This window comes from Trichococcus sp. (genome assembly GCF_055118575.1).
In genome coordinates, this window is sequence record NZ_JBSQPW010000026.1 from 16,291 (window position 1) to 35,163 (window position 18,873).

Consider the following 18,873-nt stretch of genomic DNA (forward strand, 5'->3'; position numbering starts at 1 on the left):
TTTTTAATGTCCAAAAAACAACGAAATTTCAGCCAATATTGAACACTATGAAATAACAAGCAAAACTAAACATTGCTGTGGCAACAAAATTTGATTAGTTTATCAAATTTACTTACTGCATAGTTAGGAAAACACCAACCAGAATATTATCCGAATGACTGAAGGAAGCTCAACTTCCTTATATTCGCGCGAGAAAAAATACAATATTGTATTTTGCGGGATTACCCTATTTTTGTCGCATCTTGACGGTCTTTTTGGGAAAAAGCGCACAAACTTTATACAGAATTACCAAAAATGTTGCCATGTATCGGGAAAGGTCAAACTATTGTTTTTTACGCAATATATACTTAATATTTTTATAACTGCCTCTTCCCGAATATTTGGATCTGTTTAGGCAATACTCGAACCCCGTTTTGAAAGCGCACCCAAAACCCGAAATGTTTTTCTTCTGATTTAGTTAAAATACGCAGCCGTCAGCGGCACCCGATCGTTTCCGGGCGCCGCTGACGGCCTACTTTTGTTTGTTTTCGCTCGCTAAAATATTCCGCTTCTCGAAAGAGGGCCAGCTGCACGGGTTAGCCCTTCGAAATTGTCGAATAGGTGAGGAACATTCGATTATTTGCTTCCGCATCGGGCCGAGATTGTCGAATGTCAAGAAACATTCGGCAATTTGCTTCCGCATCGCACTGGAATTGTCGAATGCGCGAGCGGCATCCGACAATCTCGGCCCCGCAGTCAAAAAAAGCGAGAATGCAGTTTGCATCCTCGTTTTTTTACAGTTGTCAGGTCGCTTAAGTTAATGACATTGAACGAACCCGTTCCGCTATTCTTATTATAGAATCGTGTCGCCTTCGCCATAAGAGCTGCGGCCAGCTTCGATGATGCCTTGGTTGCTATCGCCGTTGTAGATGGAGTTTTTGACCAATACATAATCGCACTTACGGATAGCAGAAATATCTCTTCCGCCCGCGTAAGAAATCGAGGACTGCAGATCTTCGCGCATTTCGTTCAAGGTGTCGGCGATTGTGCCGCGGTAAGGCGTCAAAATCTTTTTGCCTTCTACGTTCTTGCGTTGACCTTTTTGGTATTCGGACGCACTGCCGAAGTACTCTTTGTACAAACGGCCGTTGATTTCCTTCGTTTCGCCCGGTGACTCATCGTGTCCGGCCAATAACGAGCCGACCATGACCATTGTTGCACCAAAGCGGATCGATTTAGCGATATCTCCGTTGGTACGCACGCCGCCATCAGCGATGATCGGTTTGCTTGCAGCTTTCGCACACCAGCTTACCGCCGCCAATTGCCAGCCGCCTGTACCGAAACCAGTCTTGATTTTGGTCGTGCAGACTTTACCAGGTCCGATTCCCACTTTTGTAGCATCGGCTCCGGCATTTTCCAATTCACGGACGCCTTCAGGAGTGCCCACGTTACCGGCAATCAGGAATGTTTCCGGCATCACTGCTTTGACGTGTTTGATCATACGGATGACTTCATCGGAATGACCATGCGCCACGTCGATCGTTGTATATTCAGGAACGGCTTTTTTAGCCGCCAATTCATTCACGAAATCAAATTCTGCCGCTTTGATCCCCAAACTGATCGAAGCAAACAAACCTTTTTCATGCATGTGTTGGATGAACGGCAAACGGCTCGCCTCATCGAAACGGTGCATGATGTAGAAATAACCTTCTCTGGCTAATTTTTCAGCAAGTTCCTCATCCAGAATCGTCTGCATATTCGCAGGCACCACCGGCAATTTGAACGTGCGGCCACCAAGCGCGACAGTCGTATCGCATTCAGAACGGCTCTGCACAACACTCTTATTCGGAATTAATTGTACGTCTTCATAATCAAAAATTTTCATTTCTATTTCCCTCTTTCTGTTTTTCGTTGTTCACCACAGGCTTATTGAACTTATAACGAACAACGTCTCAGTTTTGTCTTAATCAGAACTGCATAATCGGAATATTTATATTCTGTCAAAATTCAATTTAAATCCTTCAAGGTAATGGACAGTATCACTACGCACGGTGTTGTTAGAACGGGTATAAAAAATAAATCGGCTATTTACGCGAAAAGGAGATGAAAAACAATGAAGCTGAAGGGCATAAAAATTAAATTGCACCCTACTGAAAGTCAGAAAGCATTCATCGATAAGAACCTCTCATTGAATCGTTTCGTCTGGAACAAGCTGCTCGGTATGCAACAGGATCGTTTTGAAAATGGGGGCGACTATGTAAATGCTTATGGCATGCACTATTTGATGAAAGCCCTCAAAATCGAATTTCCATTCCTGAAAGAAGCTGAAAGCACCAGCCTTGAGTACACGTCAGATGATCTGGATGACGCATTTACCCGTTTTTTCACGAAACAAAATAATCACCCTCGCTTCAAATCACGTAAACACCCAAAGAACACTTACAAGTCGAAATGCATCAACCACAACATAATGGTAGTCGATACCCATTACCTCAAATTGCCGAAACTTGGTTTGGTAAAGTTCTTTGGCGGACATCGCATCCAAGATAAAATTAAAAGCGCCACAATTCGCAGAGAATTAAATGGTTCCTATACAGCAACCATCCACGTCGAACACGAACCTAAGGTGTTCGAAAAGACCGGAAATGTGATTGGAATTGATTTAGGCCTTGCTGATCTGGTTATCCAGTCGGACGGATTCAAACTCAAAAACAAACAATTTGAACGTTCTTTGGCGAAGAATAGACGACAGTGGGAACGAAAGTTTGCTCGTCGTCGCACTCAGGCACTCGCTAAAATCGAAGAAGCAAAAGCTCAGGGAATCGATCTTAAACTTTCGGACTTCAAGAATTTGCACAAAGCCAAGGAACATATTGCCCGTATCAGCAAAAAAATTGCGAACCAACGGGCAAATTATCTGCAACAGTATACGACCAGTTTGGTTCGGAGATTCGATCTCATAGCAATGGAAAATCTGTCAACCATAAAACTTATGCAGAATCATCATTTGGCACGCTCTATTGCCGATGCTTCTTGGGCGAAAATCAAGTCCATGCTAACTTATAAATGTGATTGGTACGGGAAAGAACTTATTTTGGTGGATGCTCGCTACACAAGCCAAATTTGTTCCCATTGTGGAGAAAACACCGGTAAAAAACCACTTCATATTCGTAGGTTTGACTGCCCACATTGTCATTCTGTAGATATTGATAGAGATGTCAATGCAGCAATCAACATTCTGAACAAAGCGTTGGCTTAACGTTAAAAGCAAAAGTTAGGAATGAGCTTTGGTTAAAAGTCGTAACCTCTGTCGGTTTGAAAATATTCAAACTGATAAGTCAGCGATGTTCCCAGAAGCTCGGGCATTCATTGACGAGTAGTTCCCGTTAGTGCACAATTCCATTTAGGAATCACTTTACCCAGATAAAGACACAAAAACAAAAAATATTCTCTATCGTAAAGTCCCAATAGTAAGTTACACTACTGCCACACGTTTGTCAAAGATTAATTGGTGATGAAACGTTCGGATTTCTGATCCGCATCACAAAAAGCTGACGGATGGCGCATCCCAGTATGGTTCCGTGCATCCCCATCAACGATAAAAAGACAGCAGTTCCTGGAGCGGCCCGCGATCACGAAAGTCCTTCAGATGGACGACATGGAACGGATGCGTCACTACGAAGCGCCGGATCGGAATCTCCTTCAGCGTCCCCTCCTCCAGCTCCTTTTCGACCGAGATGCGGTAGAGGAAGGCAATGCCGCGGTTCTCCGCCACCAACTGCTTGATCGGGCCGATGCCGCCGACGACGGTCGCTCGTCCGAAGCTGCTGAGGTTCGCTCCCTCTTTCAGGAGAGCATTTTCCAGAATCCGCCGCGAACCGGAGCCTTCCTCGCGGACAAACAGGTGCTCGCTGAAGAGCGCCGCCAACTCCTGTTCGCTGCGCCACAACGGGCTGGCAGCCGCACAGACGCCGATGAACGGCTCATCGGACAGTTTTTCGAAACCGAGTTGGCTCTGGTTGAAGTCGCCTTCGATCAGCGCGAAATCGATTTTCCCCTTCTGGATCAAGCCGGTAAGCGTGGCAGTATTGTCGACGATCATCGACAAATGATGGCGCGGATGCTGCTCCAAGTAGCGCCCGATCAGTCCCGGCATGACGTACTCGCCGATCGTCAGCGTCGCCCCGAAAGACAGCATCGGTGCATCGTCTTGCTGCAGCAGATGTGTGCGGATCCTCTCCACATCGCGGTTCAGCAGCGACAACTGTTCCTCCAGATAGCGCCCCTTTTCCGTGACCAGCAGCTGCTTACCTTCAAAGCGGAACAGCTGGACGCCCAGCTCCTCCTGCAGATGCTGGATGTGCTGGGTGACGGCCGGTTGCGTGATGTTCAATTTCTTGGCGGCTTTCGTGTAGCTACCCTCCTCGATCAGCGTGAGAAATGTTTTGTAGCGGTAATCCAACATGAGCGACGCCTCCCATTATTTTTACTTATACCTGCATAATAAATCATTATTTTTATTTATGCAAAAAGTCGGGTAAAATGGATTACTGTAATGGAACATTTAAGGAGGTTATTAGCACTCATGAAAATAAATGCACTCAAAAAAGAACTCGACGGCGTGCTGCCCGGCCTCGCCGTCAGCATCCTCATCTCCTTGGCCAGCCAATTTTTGGCTCGCTTCCTGCCAACTTTGGGCGCCGCGCTCATCGCCATCCTCCTGGGGATGCTGCTGGGCAACACGCTTTTGAACCGGCCGGAACTGGGCCAAGGCACGAAATTTTCCGAGAAAAGGCTCTTGGAATACGCCATTGTCCTGAACGGGCTTATTCTTGATTTCCAGGTACTGAAGTCGGCTGGGATCAAGGGCTTCGTCTTTGTTGTGCTGCAGATGGGGCTGACGATTTTCGTCACCTACAATCTCGGCAAATACTTTGGCTTCGGCAAACGCTTCTCGCTCCTGATGGGTGCCGGCAACGCAGTCTGCGGTTCCTCGGCCATCGGCACCGTTTCGCCGATCGTCCAGGCCGACAACAAAGAAAAAGGCATCTCGATCACCATCGTCAACCTGACCGGTACCGCACTGATGATCCTGCTGCCGGTTCTGGGCGCCATTCTGTACGGCAGCGACACCCTGCGCACCTCCGCCCTGATCGGCGGCACCGTCCAATCCGTCGGCCAAGTCGTCGCTGCCGCCAAGCTCGTCAATGACGACGTCGTCACGCTGGCGACCGTCTTCAAGCTGATGCGCGTGCTTTTGATCATCGGCGTCGCTGTGTTGTATGGGCGCATGAATATAAATGAAGGAGAATCTTTGTTCACGCGCAAAAAGCGCGCGGGGATTGACGAAGGATCGGTCACCGGAGCGGGAGCGTCCGCCAGCCCGGCCGCCGTCTCCTACGGCGTCCCCTGGTTCCTTACCGGCTTCGTCGTCTTCTTCCTGATCCGCAGCTTCATCGGTGTCCCCGACAGCGTCCTGATCGGCTCAAAAGCGATCAGCACCCAATTCGAAGTCGCCGCCCTAGCCGCAATCGGCATGCGCGTCAAATTCGCCGACATCATCAAAGAAGGCCCCAAAGCCATGCTTTACGGGTTGACCGTCGGCGCAGTACAGGTCGTTATGGCCGTTGCGCTGATACGGGTATTTTTCGGATAATAGCGCCAAAAAGCATCGGTTCCTGTGGGAGCCGATGCCTTTTTCTTTGATATTGCGCGTTTGTCGGGTGTTTTGCGGTTTTCGGCATCCGTTCAGTCGACAGCTGCGGGAAATCTCGGGTAAACAGTTTACCATCCTGGGCTGACACCCGACAGAAGAGCAATCTGTAAGGTGTTTTGTGGTTTTCGTAACTTTTCAGTCGACAACTGCATCCGCTCTCGGGTGTTCAGCATCTTCTGATCTTCGTTTAGTCGACAATCTTAATCCTCAAGGTTTATTCCCAACCGTCGTCCTCGTCCACGACAAGTTCTTCTTCATCATCAACATTCCGTACTTCTTTGTCTGAGTATGTTTTTACATTTTCTTCTGCCAGCCTCTCCGCAACAATCAAATTTGCGCGTTCTTCATCAATTTCATCCCATTCCATCATTAGTACCACCTCGCTATTCTTTTCCAGGATTACATTGAATTCCGTTCCCATTGTTTCTTTCTGCCCGAATTTTGTACACAAGCCCCAACACCTGCACGGCGATGATCGGGGTCATCGCGACGAGGGCGATCATGCCGAAGCTTTCGGAGACGAGGTTGTTTCCGTCCATCGCGCTGGCGGCTCCTTGGACGAAGGAAAGGATAAAGGTCGCGGTCATCGGTCCGGAAGCGACGCCGCCGGAATCGAAGGCGATGCCGACGAACATTCTCGGTACGAAAAAAGTCAGTGTCAGCGCGATGAGGTAGCCGGGCAACAGGTAGTGCCATAGCTGGATCTGAGGGAATACGATCCGCAGCATCGCCAAGGCGACGGCCGTACCGATCCCCAAGGAAAGAACGGCTTTGACCGCGTTCCTATTGACGGCGCCGTTCGTAATGTCCTCGATTTGATGCGTCAGGACATGGACGGCCGGTTCCGCCAAGACGGTGACCAAACCTAGCACGAAGCCGATCACAAGCAAATACAGCTTATTATCCAAAGAGGCGACGTTGAAACCGATCGTCCTTCCGACTTCCATGAAGCCGGCTTGGGCGCCGAGGAGGAACAGGAAGAGGCCGATGTAGGTCAGCAGCAGGCCGTAGAGGATCCACGAGATGTTTCGGCGCGAGAGGCGGAAGGAATAGCGCTGCATCAGGAGAAAAATGAGCGTGATCGGCAGCAGCGCGAGCAGGACTTCTTCGGCCACGATCGGGATTTTTTCGAGGAACGGCGCCAGCAGGCTGGCTGTTTTCAGGTCATCGATAGGAGTGTCCGGCGCCGTGACAGCGCCGGCCGCGAAGAGATCCATCAGGAGGATGGCGATGATCGGTCCGACCGAGACGACGCCGATCAGCCCGAAGCCTTCGGTGTTGGCGGCGAGGTTGTCCTTGCGCAGCAACGTGACCCCCAGCGCCATCGACATGATGAACGGGACCGTCATGGCGCCGGTCGTCGCGCCGGATGCATCGAAGGCGATGGCGAGGAATTCGTCGGATGCGCTCAGGGTGAGGAGAAATACGACGGCGTACAGCCCGATCAGCAGCTTGTGGAGGACGATGTTGCGGACGATCCGGATCAGGCCGAGTGCCAGCAGGGCGGCGATGCCGATCGATACGACGAGGATGATGCTCCATTTTCCGACAGCGCCTGCCGTCAAACGTTCGACTTGCCCGGCCAGGATGTGCAGGTCCGGTTCCGCAATGGAAATGATGAACCCGAGGGCCAGACCGGCACCGGCCAAGAAGATGAGGTTGGCGGTCTTGGAGAAGGTCCGGCCCATCGCTTTGCCGATCATGCTGATACTGAAATCGATGCCGTGCAGGAAAATGGAAAGTCCGGCGGTGATACAGAAGGCGCCCAGCAGAAATCGTTCGAGCTGCAATGCGGTCAGCGGCGTCAGCGTGGCATGCAGCAACAGGACGATTGCGACGATGGGCAGGACCGCCTGCAGCACTTCCCGGATTTTTGACAAGAACAGTTTCATCGAAATCCCTCCTCTCCCCAAAGGACGTGCAAAAAAGCTGATTCGGAGCGTTCACGCTTTATTCGTTGCTGCTATTTCATTTATGAAAGCGACGATATCCCTTGCAATCAATGCGGGTTCTTCCCAATAGAGCATGTGGCCCGATCCGGGATGCGTGATGAGCTTGGATCCTTTGATCGCTTCAGCGAGCGCGAGTTGGTCCTCATACGTAATGATGGAATCCCGATCGCCCCAGACGATGAGCGTGGGAACTTGGATTTTGGCGAGCTCGCCGGGAAAGGTTTCTTCAAACAGGCCGTTGCCGGTTTCAACCCATACGCGCGCGGGCGCCTTCAGGTTTTCGGCGATCATGCTGGCCAAGGCTTCCGCAGACGCCGGGCGGGAGAGGATGCTCTCCGCAAAGCTTTTCACGAATCCGGGATCGATCGGATTCTTCAGCTCCGCAAACGGATTCGGCCTCGTTGCCAGCGTGGCGGGCGAGCCCAACAGGATCAGCCCAGCCGTCCGTTCCGGATGGGTTGCGGCAAAATTGCGGGCCGCGAAACCTCCGCTTGAAGCCCCGGCAATGATCGCTTTCGGAATTTGCAGTGCCTCCATGAACAGCCGCAGATCCTCCACGAAATCGAGGGTGCGGTAACCGGTCACTGGCCGGTCCGAATCGCCGTGTCCGCGTTGGCTCAGGGCATATACGTGGACGCTCTCCGGGAGTTCCACAAGCAGCGGTTCGAAGATGCGCCAAGAATCCGCGATGCCGTGCAACAGGATGAGCGGCGTACCGCGATCTGCGCCCTGTTCGGCGTAGCTCAGGCGCATGCCGTTCTTCAGTTCGGCATGCTTTGCGATTAGGTCCATTGGGCACTTCCTTTCAATAAAATACTTTTGATGCACTTGCTTGGGTTTCTTTCAACTCCATTATAAGTCCGTCTGATTCAGTGCGCTAATTTTAGGTCATCATCCAGAATGATTATTAACGATTTGGAAAGTACCCCACTGCCTAATTTCAGCGAATGCAAATCCCATTCCGTATCATATCATTTGCATCTGCTACTCCATTGGGCGCACAATAAAGGTGAAGAATACCAAATTCCTGCGGATGTCTTCCGCAACTATCCTGGTCCTTTTCGTATGTCCTCAAGCAAAGGTTGTGGAAAAAATGATGTATGTGATCGTCTGCCTTGTTGCCCTCGGCGCATCTTTTTTGACGCTTTTCTCCGGATTCGGGCTGAGCACGCTGCTGATGCCGGCATTCGCGCTCTTTTTTCCGTTGGAAGCGGCTATAGCCATGACGGCGGTCGTCCATCTGGCGAACAATGTCTTTAAGCTTGCGCTTGTGGGAAAGAAAGCCGATAAATCGGTACTGTTGAAATTCGCCCTGCCCGGCATCGTTGCGGCTTTCGTGGGCGCGTGGCTGCTGACCTATTTTTCGGAATTGCCGCCGATAGCAAGCTACGCAATCGGCCAGAGGGACTTCCAGATTTCAGTGGTCAAGGTCGTCATCGGGGTCCTGATGATTGGTTTCGCCATAATCGAGTTGCTTCCGCGCTTCGAAAAGCTGGCATTCGCTGAGAAATGGTTGCCGTTGGGCGGCGCCGTCAGCGGCTTCTTCGGCGGTCTGTCCGGTCATCAAGGTGCCCTCCGCTCCGCCTTCCTCAGCAAAGCGGGCCTCGAGAAGGAAGCCTTCATCGCGACCGGCGTTGCCGCAGCCTTCCTGATCGACCTTACCCGGCTTTCCGTTTATGCAAACCATCTGGGCACCATCGGCACGGATGCCGACTGGGCGTTGGTTACAGCTGCAATTGTCGCCGCTTTTGCGGGCGCCTTCGTCGGCTCGCGGCTTTTGAAAAAAGTGACCTTGCGGGTGGTGCAGATCGTCGTGGGCATCATGCTTGCCTTGGTTGGTATTTTGCTCGCTGTCGGGCTGATCTGAAGGCACTATTGGTTGATGAAGGAGGTAGTGTTTCATGAATGACATCATAACCATCGCCTTGAAGGCATTTCCGGTCATCGCGCTGATAACGACAGGCGTTGTTTTGGAGAAGACAGCATTCATCAGCGCCGATGCCGTCAAAGGCATGAAGAAGCTTATTTTGAACCTGGCCTTGCCCAGTCTTTTGTTTCTGATTTTGTTGGATGCCGATCTGCAAGCGGACTACCTATGGGGCTCCGTTGCGGTTTTCATCACTTGCCTGTTGGCTTTCTCGATGGGATTTTTGTTCAAAAAAATCTGGAAATCATCCAATGCGTTCTTCCCAGCAGTCTATTCCAGCTTCGTCACCGGTATCATCGGCTATCCGCTCTTCATCTCCACTTTCGGCGCTGAGCACTTGTACAGATTGGCCATCCTCGATATCGGCAATCTGATATTCATCTTCATCGTGCTCGCGACGTTTTTGGATAAAGTCGGCTGCAACCAAACCGGCAGAAAAAGGATGAGCCTGAAGGACCAGGTCAAACATATAGTCAAATCACCCTTCCTGATAAGCATGTTTTTGGGAATCTTGGTCTCCATGCTTGGCGGGCGGACGTTTTTCCACACGAACCCGGCGACAGCAGTCTTGCTGACAGCCGCGGGAATGTTGGCAGAAATCACCTTACCGCTGATCCTTTTAGTGATCGGCTATGAACTCCACTTCGATTTGAAACAGCTTTTGGTGCCGCTCCCGGCGGTATTGCTGAGGATCGGCATGATGCTTCTGTTGGCCTATCTGCTGAACACTTTCGTCATCGACAGGCTGCTCGGCTTGGACCGGCTGTTCCAGATGGCCGTCTACACCATGTTCATCTGTCCGCCCTCCTTCATTATTCCTGTATTCATCGAAGGCGATTGCCCCGACAAGAGCTTCATCATGAATTTTCTGTCGCTTAACGTCATCCTCTCCATCGTGACGTTCATCATTCTGATGACGGTGCTGCTTTGACGGTTTGAATTGGGCGGGGTTTCCCCGCCAAACTGACTTTGGCGGTTTATTTCGGGCTGCTCCAGTTCGTTTTTCCCCGCCGAGCTGGTTTTGGCGGGGAAACTCGTGTTGTCAACAAGTGTTTTTCCCCGCCAAGCAGTCTTTGGCGGGGAAACTCCGGCAAACATGCGGACCGCACATCCGCCACCAATCTTCGGAAACTGCTTGCTTGTTTCCGGTTTCCAACGTAAGATGGAACCACAACAATCGTAAAGGAGCGGATAGAGTGGATTCGGTTTTTGAAATCTTTAAACATAAAATCCAGAACAACGAAAAACTGACGCCGAAGATGCAGGCTATTTTGAGCGCCAGTCTGGAGTTGTTCGCGGAAAAAGGCTATTCGAACACATCGACAAAGGACATCGCCCGCTTGGCGGATGTGGCGGAAGGCACCATCTTCAAGCATTTCGGTTCGAAGGAGAATCTACTGTATGCCAGCATATTGCCGATCCTCAGCAAGTCGCTCGAAGTGTTGATTCCAGCGGAACTGCAGAAAAACAAAGTGAATCTGGCTGACTTATCCTTCCATCATTTTCTCCACCACGTCCTGCCTGACAGGATCGATTTCGCCGGCAGCAATATGAAGATCTGGAAAATATTTCTGACGGAATATTTGTACCAGGAAAACATGCGCAACAATCTGCTGACGCTGATTCCGGGAGCTCTGTTCCAGGAGATCAACCAACTGCTGGATCTGTTCAAACAAAAGCAGGAGATCGTCGACTGGCCGAACGAAGAAATCATCCGCCTGATCATCAGCACAGTCGCCGGCTTTGTCGTCGCGAAATCGATGGGACTCTCCAGCAACGCCGCACAGAGTGTCGAAACCGATCACCTGATTCTTTTTCTCGAAAAGGGCCTCCAGCCATAATCAGTCCTTGACAGCCTGCTCTGTTAAGGACTATACTGTACCCACAAGATAAAAGTGAGTGATTACTCACTTATTTATTTAAGAGGAGGAACAGTTAAATGGCATTTTTGGAAGTAAACAACTTAAACAAATATTATCCCATCACCGACAGCGAACGTTTCCACGCATTGAAGGACGTCCAGTTGTCTTTCGAAAAAGGCGAATTGGTTTCGATCATCGGTGAATCCGGCAGCGGCAAGTCGACGCTGATGAACCTGTTGGGCGGCTTGGATTCGCAATTCGACGGTGAAATACTGGTGGACGGCGAGAATATCGGCCAGTTCAAGGAAAAGGAAATGGTCGCTTTCCACAAAGAGAAAATCGGCTTCATCTTCCAAAGTTTCAATCTCGTCCCTCACCTTTCCATTTTGGACAACGTCACCTTGGCGATGACGCTTTCGAACATCGACAGCAAAACCCGAAAATCCCGTGCCAAAGAGGTGCTCGAGCAACTTGGCTTGAAGGACCATTACCAAAAGAAACCGAACCAATTATCCGGTGGGCAAAAGCAACGGGTGGCAATCGCGCGGGCTCTGGTCAACGACCCGGACATCATCATCGCCGACGAACCTACCGGGGCGCTCGATTCCCAGACGTCGGATCAAGTGCTGGACATCATCCAGGACATCGCGAAAACCGGCAAGCTGGTCATCATGGTCACCCACTCGGAGCGCGTCGCTTCCCGTTCCACCCGCATCGTGACGATCGATGACGGCAAAATCATCAATGACGAAAAACGCCCGCCGTTGCAGTTCCACGACAACGCCTTCCAAATAAAGGAAAAGCAGGAAAATAAAAACCTGAGTTTCTTCGCGGCCATCCGCATGGCCTTGTTGAACATGAAAGAGAAATTGAGCCGAAACATCCTGATCGCGTTGGGCGGAAGCATCGGCATCATGAGCATCATCCTGATGTTGGCGCTCGGCAAAGGCGTGAACGACTACCTGACCGACACGATGAACGAAAACGTCAATCCGATCATCAGTGAAGCGCGGATGACCGAGGAGACGCAATCCGGCACCTCTGCAGCTGCTAGCGTCGAAACCGTCGCGGAAGCTGCACCTGCGCAGCCAGGCGGCATGGGTGGCGGTGGCGGAATCGGCGGCACGCTGATCGCCGATAATCCGGCCGCGCAGCTTTCGAAGAACATCCCGTTTGAAGAGGCGAACATTGCCGAGCTGGAAGCCATTCCGCATGTCGAAAAGTTGGAATTGTCCTATGCTTCCTTCTCGATGGGCAGTGATACGGTCGTTTATGAAGGCGAAAATTATCCGTTCATGAACTTCGGCACGACTTCGGAGTTCATGACCGACTCCAACATTTTGTACGGCGCATTCCCGGAGCAGGATGAAGTTCTGATCACCGAGGAAATGGCCGAGGGAATGGCCGGAAACGCTGAGGATATGATCGGCAACGAAGTCGAAGTCAAGCTTTCCGTCAACGGCAACCCTTTGAACGGCACCTACACGGTCAGCGGCATCTACACAGCCGGAAACGCGATCGGCCCTGCCGGCGCTTTCGACTCGGTCTTCATGACGATGGACACTTTCGCGGACATGAATGCTGAAAACGGCTTGACCGTGGAACCGAATGTCGCGTATCTTTTCGCGGATGAAACAAGCAATTCCCAAGACATCAAAGATGCGATCAACGGACTGGGTTATGCAGGCTCCTCAACAGACACGCTGGCAAAAACCTTCACGAAATTGCTGGATATCTTCACGTATATCCTAGCCGGTGTGGCTGGCATTTCCTTGTTCGTATCGGCCATCATGATCCTGACCGTCCTTTACATCAGCGTCGTTGAGCGGACGCAGGAAATCGGCGTCATCAAAGCGATCGGCGGGCGCAACAAAGACATCCGCCGCATCTTCGTCTCTGAATCCTTCCTGATCGGCCTGTTCAGCGGCCTGCTCGGTGTCGGCATCGCCGCCCTGCTTTCTACAATCGGCAACGTGGCGGTCGAGCGCATCTTCGGGACGACCATCCTGCACATGACTCCGACCTATGCCTTGTTGGGCATTCTGGCCAGCGTCATCATCAGCGTCATCGCCGGTGTCTTCCCTGCCAATAAAGCCGCCAAGCTCGATCCGATCGAAGCTTTGCGTCATGACTAATTTTTAAGGCAACTAGAAAAACAGCCATCCAGCCTTGTTTTGAGGTTGGGTGGCTGTTTTTTTGGAGTAAAGGCAAAAAGATTTAGAATGTTTCAAACCTCGGGGCGGGGTTTCCCCGCCAAACAGACTTTGGCGGTTTATTTCGGGCCGCATGACGCTGATATAGCCCGCCAAATCAGTTTTGGCGGGGAATCTTGAACTTTGCACAACAGAAATACCCCGCCGAAACCGGTTTTGGCGGGGTATTACTTGTTTTTGAAAGAGAAAAGCAGCCGGTTACGGCTGCTCCACATACATATCTTTCTTGCTCAACGTCCCGAACAGATCATAGAGGATGTCGTCCGTGATCTTGACTGGATTATTCTCGAGATTGGGATGATGGGAAAGCTGAACTAATTCATCGATCTGCGCATCGGACAAATCCAAATCCTTCAGGTCAGTCCGCAAGCCGATCTGTTTTTTCAGCGCTGTGATGGCTTCGGCCATCGCGGCCGCATCGGTGAAGCCGAGTGCTTTGGCGAAGGCGGTCACGCGGCCATCCGTCTCCAGCAGGGCATTCACTTTGGCGAAGTAATCGATCGTCAGACCGCAAGCTTCGCCGTGCGGGATGCCGTAGAGATTCGTCAGCGGATAGGAGACGGCGTGCGAGGATGTCGTTTTCGGCAGCGCGAAAGCCAGGCCGGCGATGACGGAGGCTTCGGCCATCTTTTCGCGCGCGGTGGCATCTGTCGGGTTTGCATAGGCGACCGGCAGGTGCTCAAAAACCAATTTCGCGGCATGGATCGCGAGCGCGTCGCAGATCGGCTGGTGGTTCACGCTCCAATACCCTTCGATTGCTTGGCAAAGGACATCAATCCCGGAGCAGGCGGTCACGGTCGGCGGACAAGTATAGGTCAATTCCGGATCGACGACGGCGTAGGCCGGGAAGAAGTTCGGCGACAGGATCGGCGCTTTTTTGCCGGTTGCGTGGTCGGAAAGGACCGAGACGCTCGTGACTTCGCTGCCGGTTCCGGAAGTCGTCGGCACAGCGATCAAAGGCAGGAATGTTTCCGGCAAAGCTTTGCCGGTGCCGTGGTAAAGACTGATCGACTCGTCCACCGTTGCGATCGTCGCGGCGGCTTTGGCGAGGTCCATCACGCTTCCTCCGCCCAGCGCGACCACAAATTTGGAGTCCTGCTCGCGCATCAGCTCGGCGCAGGCATCGACTTCGCTCACCTCAGGATTTGGCGAAACGTCGCTGTAGACGGCGGTCAAGAGGCCGCCCGCTTCCTCCATGACTTTGTCGGCCAAGCCGGATTTGCGGAAGGAACGCGAACAGATCAAGATACCGTCCGTCTTCCCCAACTCCGTGATGACCTCCTTCAAGGCGGAAATTTTCCCGTTTCCGAAGATGATTTTCACTGGTTGTTGATAATTCCAATCCATTCCATGCACCCTTTCTGCAGTAGGTTTTTCTTTTAAATGGCTATGGGGCAGCCTCCTGCGAGGCGGCCCCGTATTATTGAAGCGTATCTTTCATCGGATTGCCCGCCCCCCAAGACCGAAACCATGGATTCATGATTGTTATTCATGTTTTTCCGCGGGCGAGCCCGCTAAAGATGGATTCATGCTCTTTATTCATCTTTTTGGAGCGAAATTAGTTAAAAAAGATGAATTCTTTTTCATTATTCATCTTTTTTACCATCGCCAGGCCTGAAAAGATGAATAACAGACAGTTATTCATCTTTTCAGGCCATTTCCGGCCGTCCAACGGCCGAAGCCCTCAAACATAATTATACCATCCCACCTAGACAGCCAGCTCGTCTTTTTGGTTGATGACGTTCAGGATCGATTCGCGCATCGTCATGTATTGCTTGGAGTAGCGGGCGCTTTCGCTGTTGGCGCCGTCCATGTCGTAGGTGAAGTCGGTGTCGAGCACCTTGACGATGCGGCCGGGGCGGCTGGACATGACGATGACTTTCGTCGCCAGCGACAAGGCTTCGTCGACGTCATGGGTGATGAAGAAGACGGTGCTCTGGTTCTTCATCCAGATGCGGCGGATCAGCGCCTGCATCTTGTCGCGGGTCAAAGCATCGAGCGCGCCGAACGGTTCGTCCATCAGGATCATGCCCGGTTCGTTGACCAGCACTTTCGCCAAGGAAGCGCGCTGCTTCATCCCGCCGGAAAGTTCATACGGCTTGCGGTTGGCGAAGTCCTGGAGTCCGACGATTTCCAGGTATTCCTCGGTGATCGCCTCGCGTTCCTGTTCCGGGATGTTGCGCATGCGCAGACCGAAGTTGACGTTCTCTTTAATCGTCAGCCACGGATAGAGCGGCGGCGACTGGAAGACTACGCCGCGCTGCCAATCCGGCCCTTCGATCGGTTTGCCGTCCATCAAGGCTTGCCCGTCCGTCGGCTGCATGAAGCCCGAGATGATGTTCAGGAGCGTGCTCTTGCCGCAACCGGATGGTCCCATTACGCAGATGAACTCGCCTGCTTGGATGTCGAGATTGACTTGGGCCAAGGCCGTCACGGTCCCGATTTCGCTGTTGTAGACCAGTTCGACATCCTCCAGTTTTACCACTGTCTTTCCGTTTATTCCTTCATAAGTCCTCTGCATAGTTGGTTCCCCCTACTCTTTCGAATCCAGATAAGCTTCGATGTACGTTGTGTTGATGCCTTCAGCGAAATCTTCTTCGCTCGGCGATGCGGTGATGTTGCCTTGATCCAGGTAGAATTGGCCCATGTCATACATGGTGGCCGCCATTGCGCCGACTGCTCCGGAAGTGCCCAGGTTGGCTGCATCCAATTGTTCCTCAGCGGAAATCCAGTTTTGACCTTCCATTTGGAGCTTGGCAGACGCTTCGGTGATGTTCAATTGCCCAGCGATGATCGCGATGGCTTGATCGGGATCTTCCCGGTAAAGCGTTACGGCTTTATCGACGCAAGCGATGTATTTCTCGACGATTTCCGGATAGGCTTCCCCGAATTCGCTGCGGACGATTTCGACGTTGGCGGTCATGTAGCCCATTTCAGCCACGTCACCGCTGTGCAGGACGATGTTGCCATCAGCCAAAAGTTCGCTGAGGGTAGGCTCCCAGATGTAGGCCGCGTCGATGTCGCCGCGCTGCCAAGCCGCAAAGAGGTCGGACGGCTGCAGATCGATCAGTGCAAAATCAGTCTCTTCAAAACCGCTGGCTGTGATGGCGCGCAGCAGGCTGTAGTGGGCCGTGCTGGCGAAAGGAACGCCGATGTTCTTGCCTCTTAGGTCTTCCAGGGAGGTCGCATTCAGCGCGCTCTTGGCAACCAACGATTCCACGGAACCGAGCGTCTCATGGATCCAGATCATTTCAATCGGGATGCCCGAAGCGATGCCCAATACGGCCGAGCCCGAACCGGTCAAGCCGAAGTCGACGGCGCCGGAAACCATGGCCTGGTTGATTGCTTTTCCGCTTTCGAATTGGACGACTTCGACAGGCACACCCAATTCATCCTCGAAATAGCCTTCCGCTTTCGCGATGCCTTCGTCGTTCGGCATTTCCAGAGTCGCGATGACGACTTTCTCGGGCAGATCGCCGCCCGCCGAAGCGGTGGAAGAGTCGGTCGCGCTGTCCGCGCTGCCGCAAGCCGCGAACAGAAGTGCCGAGCAAGATAAGAACAGTAGTTTAGAGAACATATTAGTTTTTTTCATAAAAAGCCTCCTAGTATTTTCCGATTATTTTCCTGCCCAAGGGACAAATTTATTTTGGATGCTGACGATGATTTTATCTAAAAGAATGCCGGTGATGCCCATGATGATGATGCCGACGAAGACGATGTCGCTGCGCAGGTAATTGCTTGCATCGAGGACCAACCAACCGATCCCGGTCATCGCCGCGACCATCTCCGCCGAAACGAGGGTCGTATAGGCGACGCTGAGTGCGGTGCGCAGGCTCGTCAGGATATCCGGTAAGCAGGACGGCAGGATGACATGGAAGAACACTTGCGTCTGGCTGGCGCCGACCGTTTTGGCGCTGTTGATGAAGTCTGTGTTGACTTTCGCAACGGCCGAGACGCAGCTGACGTAGATCGGAGCGAAGGCCGCCAGGAAAAGTAAGGCGACTTTCGAAGCATCGGCGATCCCGAGCCCCATCACCAACAATGTGTAGTAAGCCAATGGCGGCAGCGGACGGTAGAAGTTGATGATCGGATCCAAGGCCGCTTTGATCTTCGTGTTGTAGCCGCTGAGCAGGCCTAACGGAATCGCGGCGATGATCGCCAATCCGAAGGCACTGAGCAGGCGCCATAAGCTGGTGCCGATGTGCTGCAGCAAGGAGAAGCCTTTATAGCCGTTGAAGAGAATCTCCACGAAGGCCGTCCAAACCGCCAACGGGCTCGGCAGCAGCATCGGGCTGACCAGCCCCAGCGCGGTAACGACATACCAGAGCACCATGATCGCTGCAACGGTGCCGACGGTGATCATTTTTTCCGGCTGGATCCTCTTTCGTCTTTTCTTTGCCGCGGTCGCGGACGTGCTTTGCTCGGGAATCAGTGCATCGCTTGTGAGCGTATCTGCTTTCTTCATAAACTTGTCCTCCTTGGTCTCTGTTTTCCTGAATTGGGTCATGCGCGGCGCACCCGGTATTCGCGGGCGATCGTTTGCACGAAAATCTTGCCGTCCCCCGCCTGGCCGGTGCTGTTGACCGCCAGCAGGATGCCGATCACGTTGTCCACATCCTCATCCTCCGTCACGATCGTAAACATCCGTTTCGGCATCAGCACGCTGTGTCCGACTTGTTCGCGCAGGTCTCTTCCTATCAGCGGGTTCTTGCCGCGTCCGAAGACTTTTCGGCAAGTGAACCCCGGAAAGCCGCCCGCAGCCAGTTTTTGTTTCGTTTCCGTCACCTTGTTCAGGCGAATGATTGCTGTCACTTCCTTCATACAATTCCCACCTTTACAGTCCTTCTATTAAAGTCCTTCTGCGCCGTTACTGATCGTATAGGCATTTTCGATTGCGTGCACGAATATTCGGCCGTCGCCGTAGTTGCCCAGGTCACTTGTGCGCGCCTGTGTGGTGATCACGTCGACGATTTCCTTTTCATGGGCTGCCTCGGCCACCAAGAACAGCAATTCCTTCGGCAATTCGTCGTAGAAGACGTCTCCGATATGGATGCCTGCCTGTTTCCCCCGTCCGTACACGTCCATCCGCGTCACGGCGGTGTGTCCCTTTTCGGCGAGTTTCGCTAAAATCTGTTCGGTCTTCTCCGGCCTCACGATGGCCTCAATTTTCACTAGCATGCGCTCCACCCCTTTAGGCTGTTTTCTTCATTAGATAGTAGATTTT

The 18,873-nt window shown here is 52.2% G+C and carries 17 protein-coding genes; 6 read left to right on the forward strand and 11 right to left on the reverse strand.

Annotated features, from left to right (window positions below; genetic code table 11):
- Positions 1 to 832 precede the first annotated feature (832 nt).
- On the reverse strand, positions 833 to 1,864 hold the full coding sequence (locus tag ACTCCX_RS08495) for a GMP reductase (RefSeq protein WP_463275595.1): 1,032 nt from the start codon (positions 1,862 to 1,864) through the stop codon (positions 833 to 835).
- Positions 1,865 to 2,092: 228 nt separating this feature from the next.
- On the opposite strand from ACTCCX_RS08495, the gene ACTCCX_RS08500 reads away from it, so the two are divergent.
- On the forward strand, positions 2,093 to 3,238 hold the full coding sequence (locus tag ACTCCX_RS08500; RefSeq protein WP_463275596.1) for an RNA-guided endonuclease TnpB family protein: 1,146 nt from the start codon (positions 2,093 to 2,095) through the stop codon (positions 3,236 to 3,238).
- Positions 3,239 to 3,571: 333 nt separating this feature from the next.
- On the opposite strand, the gene ACTCCX_RS08505 is transcribed toward ACTCCX_RS08500, so the two are convergent.
- Positions 3,572 to 4,444, reverse strand: a complete 873-nt coding sequence (locus tag ACTCCX_RS08505; protein ID WP_463275597.1) for a LysR substrate-binding domain-containing protein — start codon at positions 4,442 to 4,444, stop codon at positions 3,572 to 3,574.
- A 120-nt stretch (positions 4,445 to 4,564) separates the two neighbouring features.
- Here ACTCCX_RS08505 and ACTCCX_RS08510 point away from each other — a divergent pair, with 120 nt between their 5' ends.
- Complete coding sequence (locus ACTCCX_RS08510; RefSeq protein ID WP_463275598.1) at positions 4,565 to 5,635, forward strand: YeiH family protein; 1,071 nt, start codon at positions 4,565 to 4,567, stop codon at positions 5,633 to 5,635.
- Between the two features lie 274 nt (positions 5,636 to 5,909).
- Here ACTCCX_RS08510 and ACTCCX_RS08515 read toward each other — a convergent pair whose 3' ends face one another.
- From ACTCCX_RS08515 to ACTCCX_RS08525, 3 genes are read right to left on the reverse strand one after another with little or no spacing between them, the layout of a single operon-like run.
- Positions 5,910 to 6,065: a hypothetical protein gene (locus ACTCCX_RS08515; protein WP_463275599.1), complete on the reverse strand. Its 156-nt coding sequence runs from the start codon at positions 6,063 to 6,065 to the stop codon at positions 5,910 to 5,912.
- A 13-nt stretch (positions 6,066 to 6,078) separates the two neighbouring features.
- Positions 6,079 to 7,587: a DUF1538 domain-containing protein gene (locus ACTCCX_RS08520; protein ID WP_463275600.1), complete on the reverse strand. Its 1,509-nt coding sequence runs from the start codon at positions 7,585 to 7,587 to the stop codon at positions 6,079 to 6,081.
- Between the two features lie 51 nt (positions 7,588 to 7,638).
- A complete protein-coding gene (locus ACTCCX_RS08525; RefSeq protein ID WP_463275601.1) occupies positions 7,639 to 8,439 on the reverse strand; it encodes an alpha/beta fold hydrolase in 801 nt (266 codons plus the stop codon).
- Positions 8,440 to 8,656: 217 nt separating this feature from the next.
- On the opposite strand from ACTCCX_RS08525, the gene ACTCCX_RS08530 reads away from it, so the two are divergent.
- The 4 genes from ACTCCX_RS08530 (at position 8,657) to ACTCCX_RS08545 (ending at position 13,571) form a co-directional block, all read left to right on the forward strand.
- Positions 8,657 to 9,514 (forward strand): sulfite exporter TauE/SafE family protein, encoded by an 858-nt coding sequence (locus tag ACTCCX_RS08530; protein ID WP_463275602.1) that lies wholly within the window; start codon positions 8,657 to 8,659, stop codon positions 9,512 to 9,514.
- Positions 9,515 to 9,548: 34 nt separating this feature from the next.
- The gene (locus ACTCCX_RS08535) at positions 9,549 to 10,505 is read left to right on the forward strand and encodes an AEC family transporter (protein ID WP_463275603.1); all 957 of its coding nucleotides are present in this window, start codon (positions 9,549 to 9,551) and stop codon (positions 10,503 to 10,505) included.
- Positions 10,506 to 10,770: 265 nt separating this feature from the next.
- On the forward strand, positions 10,771 to 11,415 hold the full coding sequence (locus tag ACTCCX_RS08540) for a TetR/AcrR family transcriptional regulator (protein WP_463275604.1): 645 nt from the start codon (positions 10,771 to 10,773) through the stop codon (positions 11,413 to 11,415).
- 98 nt (positions 11,416 to 11,513) lie between these two features.
- Entirely contained in the window at positions 11,514 to 13,571 is a 2,058-nt protein-coding gene (locus tag ACTCCX_RS08545) for an ABC transporter ATP-binding protein/permease (protein WP_463275605.1), read from the forward strand.
- 276 nt (positions 13,572 to 13,847) lie between these two features.
- Here ACTCCX_RS08545 and ACTCCX_RS08550 read toward each other — a convergent pair whose 3' ends face one another.
- The 6 genes from ACTCCX_RS08550 to ACTCCX_RS08575 all read right to left on the reverse strand — a co-directional run bounded on the left by ACTCCX_RS08550 (position 13,848) and on the right by ACTCCX_RS08575 (position 18,827).
- The gene (locus ACTCCX_RS08550; RefSeq protein WP_463275606.1) at positions 13,848 to 14,996 is read right to left on the reverse strand and encodes an iron-containing alcohol dehydrogenase family protein; all 1,149 of its coding nucleotides are present in this window, start codon (positions 14,994 to 14,996) and stop codon (positions 13,848 to 13,850) included.
- Positions 14,997 to 15,357: 361 nt separating this feature from the next.
- Positions 15,358 to 16,170: an ABC transporter ATP-binding protein gene (locus ACTCCX_RS08555; protein ID WP_320164415.1), complete on the reverse strand. Its 813-nt coding sequence runs from the start codon at positions 16,168 to 16,170 to the stop codon at positions 15,358 to 15,360.
- Between the two features lie 12 nt (positions 16,171 to 16,182).
- Complete coding sequence (locus tag ACTCCX_RS08560; RefSeq protein WP_463275607.1) at positions 16,183 to 17,241, reverse strand: taurine ABC transporter substrate-binding protein; 1,059 nt, start codon at positions 17,239 to 17,241, stop codon at positions 16,183 to 16,185.
- Positions 17,242 to 17,265: 24 nt separating this feature from the next.
- The gene (locus ACTCCX_RS08565) at positions 17,266 to 18,114 is read right to left on the reverse strand and encodes an ABC transporter permease (protein WP_319469943.1); all 849 of its coding nucleotides are present in this window, start codon (positions 18,112 to 18,114) and stop codon (positions 17,266 to 17,268) included.
- A 38-nt stretch (positions 18,115 to 18,152) separates the two neighbouring features.
- Positions 18,153 to 18,470 (reverse strand): P-II family nitrogen regulator, encoded by a 318-nt coding sequence (locus tag ACTCCX_RS08570; protein WP_463275608.1) that lies wholly within the window; start codon positions 18,468 to 18,470, stop codon positions 18,153 to 18,155.
- 27 nt (positions 18,471 to 18,497) lie between these two features.
- On the reverse strand, positions 18,498 to 18,827 hold the full coding sequence (locus tag ACTCCX_RS08575) for a P-II family nitrogen regulator (RefSeq protein WP_463275609.1): 330 nt from the start codon (positions 18,825 to 18,827) through the stop codon (positions 18,498 to 18,500).
- Between the last annotated feature and the right edge of the window lie 46 nt (positions 18,828 to 18,873).

Excerpts from the sequence above, each read along its gene's own strand:
- ACTCCX_RS08525 (WP_463275601.1), bottom strand. The coding sequence starts at position 8,439 with ATGGACCTAATCGCAAAGCATGCCGAACTGAAGAACGGCATGCGCCTG.
- ACTCCX_RS08570 (WP_463275608.1), bottom strand. The coding sequence starts at position 18,470 with ATGAAGGAAGTGACAGCAATCATTCGCCTGAACAAGGTGACGGAAACG.
- ACTCCX_RS08510 (WP_463275598.1), top strand. The coding sequence starts at position 4,565 with ATGAAAATAAATGCACTCAAAAAAGAACTCGACGGCGTGCTGCCCGGC.
- ACTCCX_RS08535 (WP_463275603.1), top strand. The coding sequence starts at position 9,549 with ATGAATGACATCATAACCATCGCCTTGAAGGCATTTCCGGTCATCGCG.
- ACTCCX_RS08505 (WP_463275597.1), bottom strand. The coding sequence starts at position 4,444 with ATGTTGGATTACCGCTACAAAACATTTCTCACGCTGATCGAGGAGGGT.
- ACTCCX_RS08495 (WP_463275595.1), bottom strand. The coding sequence starts at position 1,864 with ATGAAAATTTTTGATTATGAAGACGTACAATTAATTCCGAATAAGAGT.
- ACTCCX_RS08550 (WP_463275606.1), bottom strand. The coding sequence starts at position 14,996 with ATGGATTGGAATTATCAACAACCAGTGAAAATCATCTTCGGAAACGGG.
- ACTCCX_RS08515 (WP_463275599.1), bottom strand. The coding sequence starts at position 6,065 with ATGATGGAATGGGATGAAATTGATGAAGAACGCGCAAATTTGATTGTT.
- ACTCCX_RS08565 (WP_319469943.1), bottom strand. The coding sequence starts at position 18,114 with ATGAAGAAAGCAGATACGCTCACAAGCGATGCACTGATTCCCGAGCAA.
- ACTCCX_RS08520 (WP_463275600.1), bottom strand. The coding sequence starts at position 7,587 with ATGAAACTGTTCTTGTCAAAAATCCGGGAAGTGCTGCAGGCGGTCCTG.
- ACTCCX_RS08575 (WP_463275609.1), bottom strand. The coding sequence starts at position 18,827 with ATGCTAGTGAAAATTGAGGCCATCGTGAGGCCGGAGAAGACCGAACAG.
- ACTCCX_RS08560 (WP_463275607.1), bottom strand. The coding sequence starts at position 17,241 with ATGAAAAAAACTAATATGTTCTCTAAACTACTGTTCTTATCTTGCTCG.
- ACTCCX_RS08500 (WP_463275596.1), top strand. The coding sequence starts at position 2,093 with ATGAAGCTGAAGGGCATAAAAATTAAATTGCACCCTACTGAAAGTCAG.
- ACTCCX_RS08555 (WP_320164415.1), bottom strand. The coding sequence starts at position 16,170 with ATGCAGAGGACTTATGAAGGAATAAACGGAAAGACAGTGGTAAAACTG.
- ACTCCX_RS08545 (WP_463275605.1), top strand. The coding sequence starts at position 11,514 with ATGGCATTTTTGGAAGTAAACAACTTAAACAAATATTATCCCATCACC.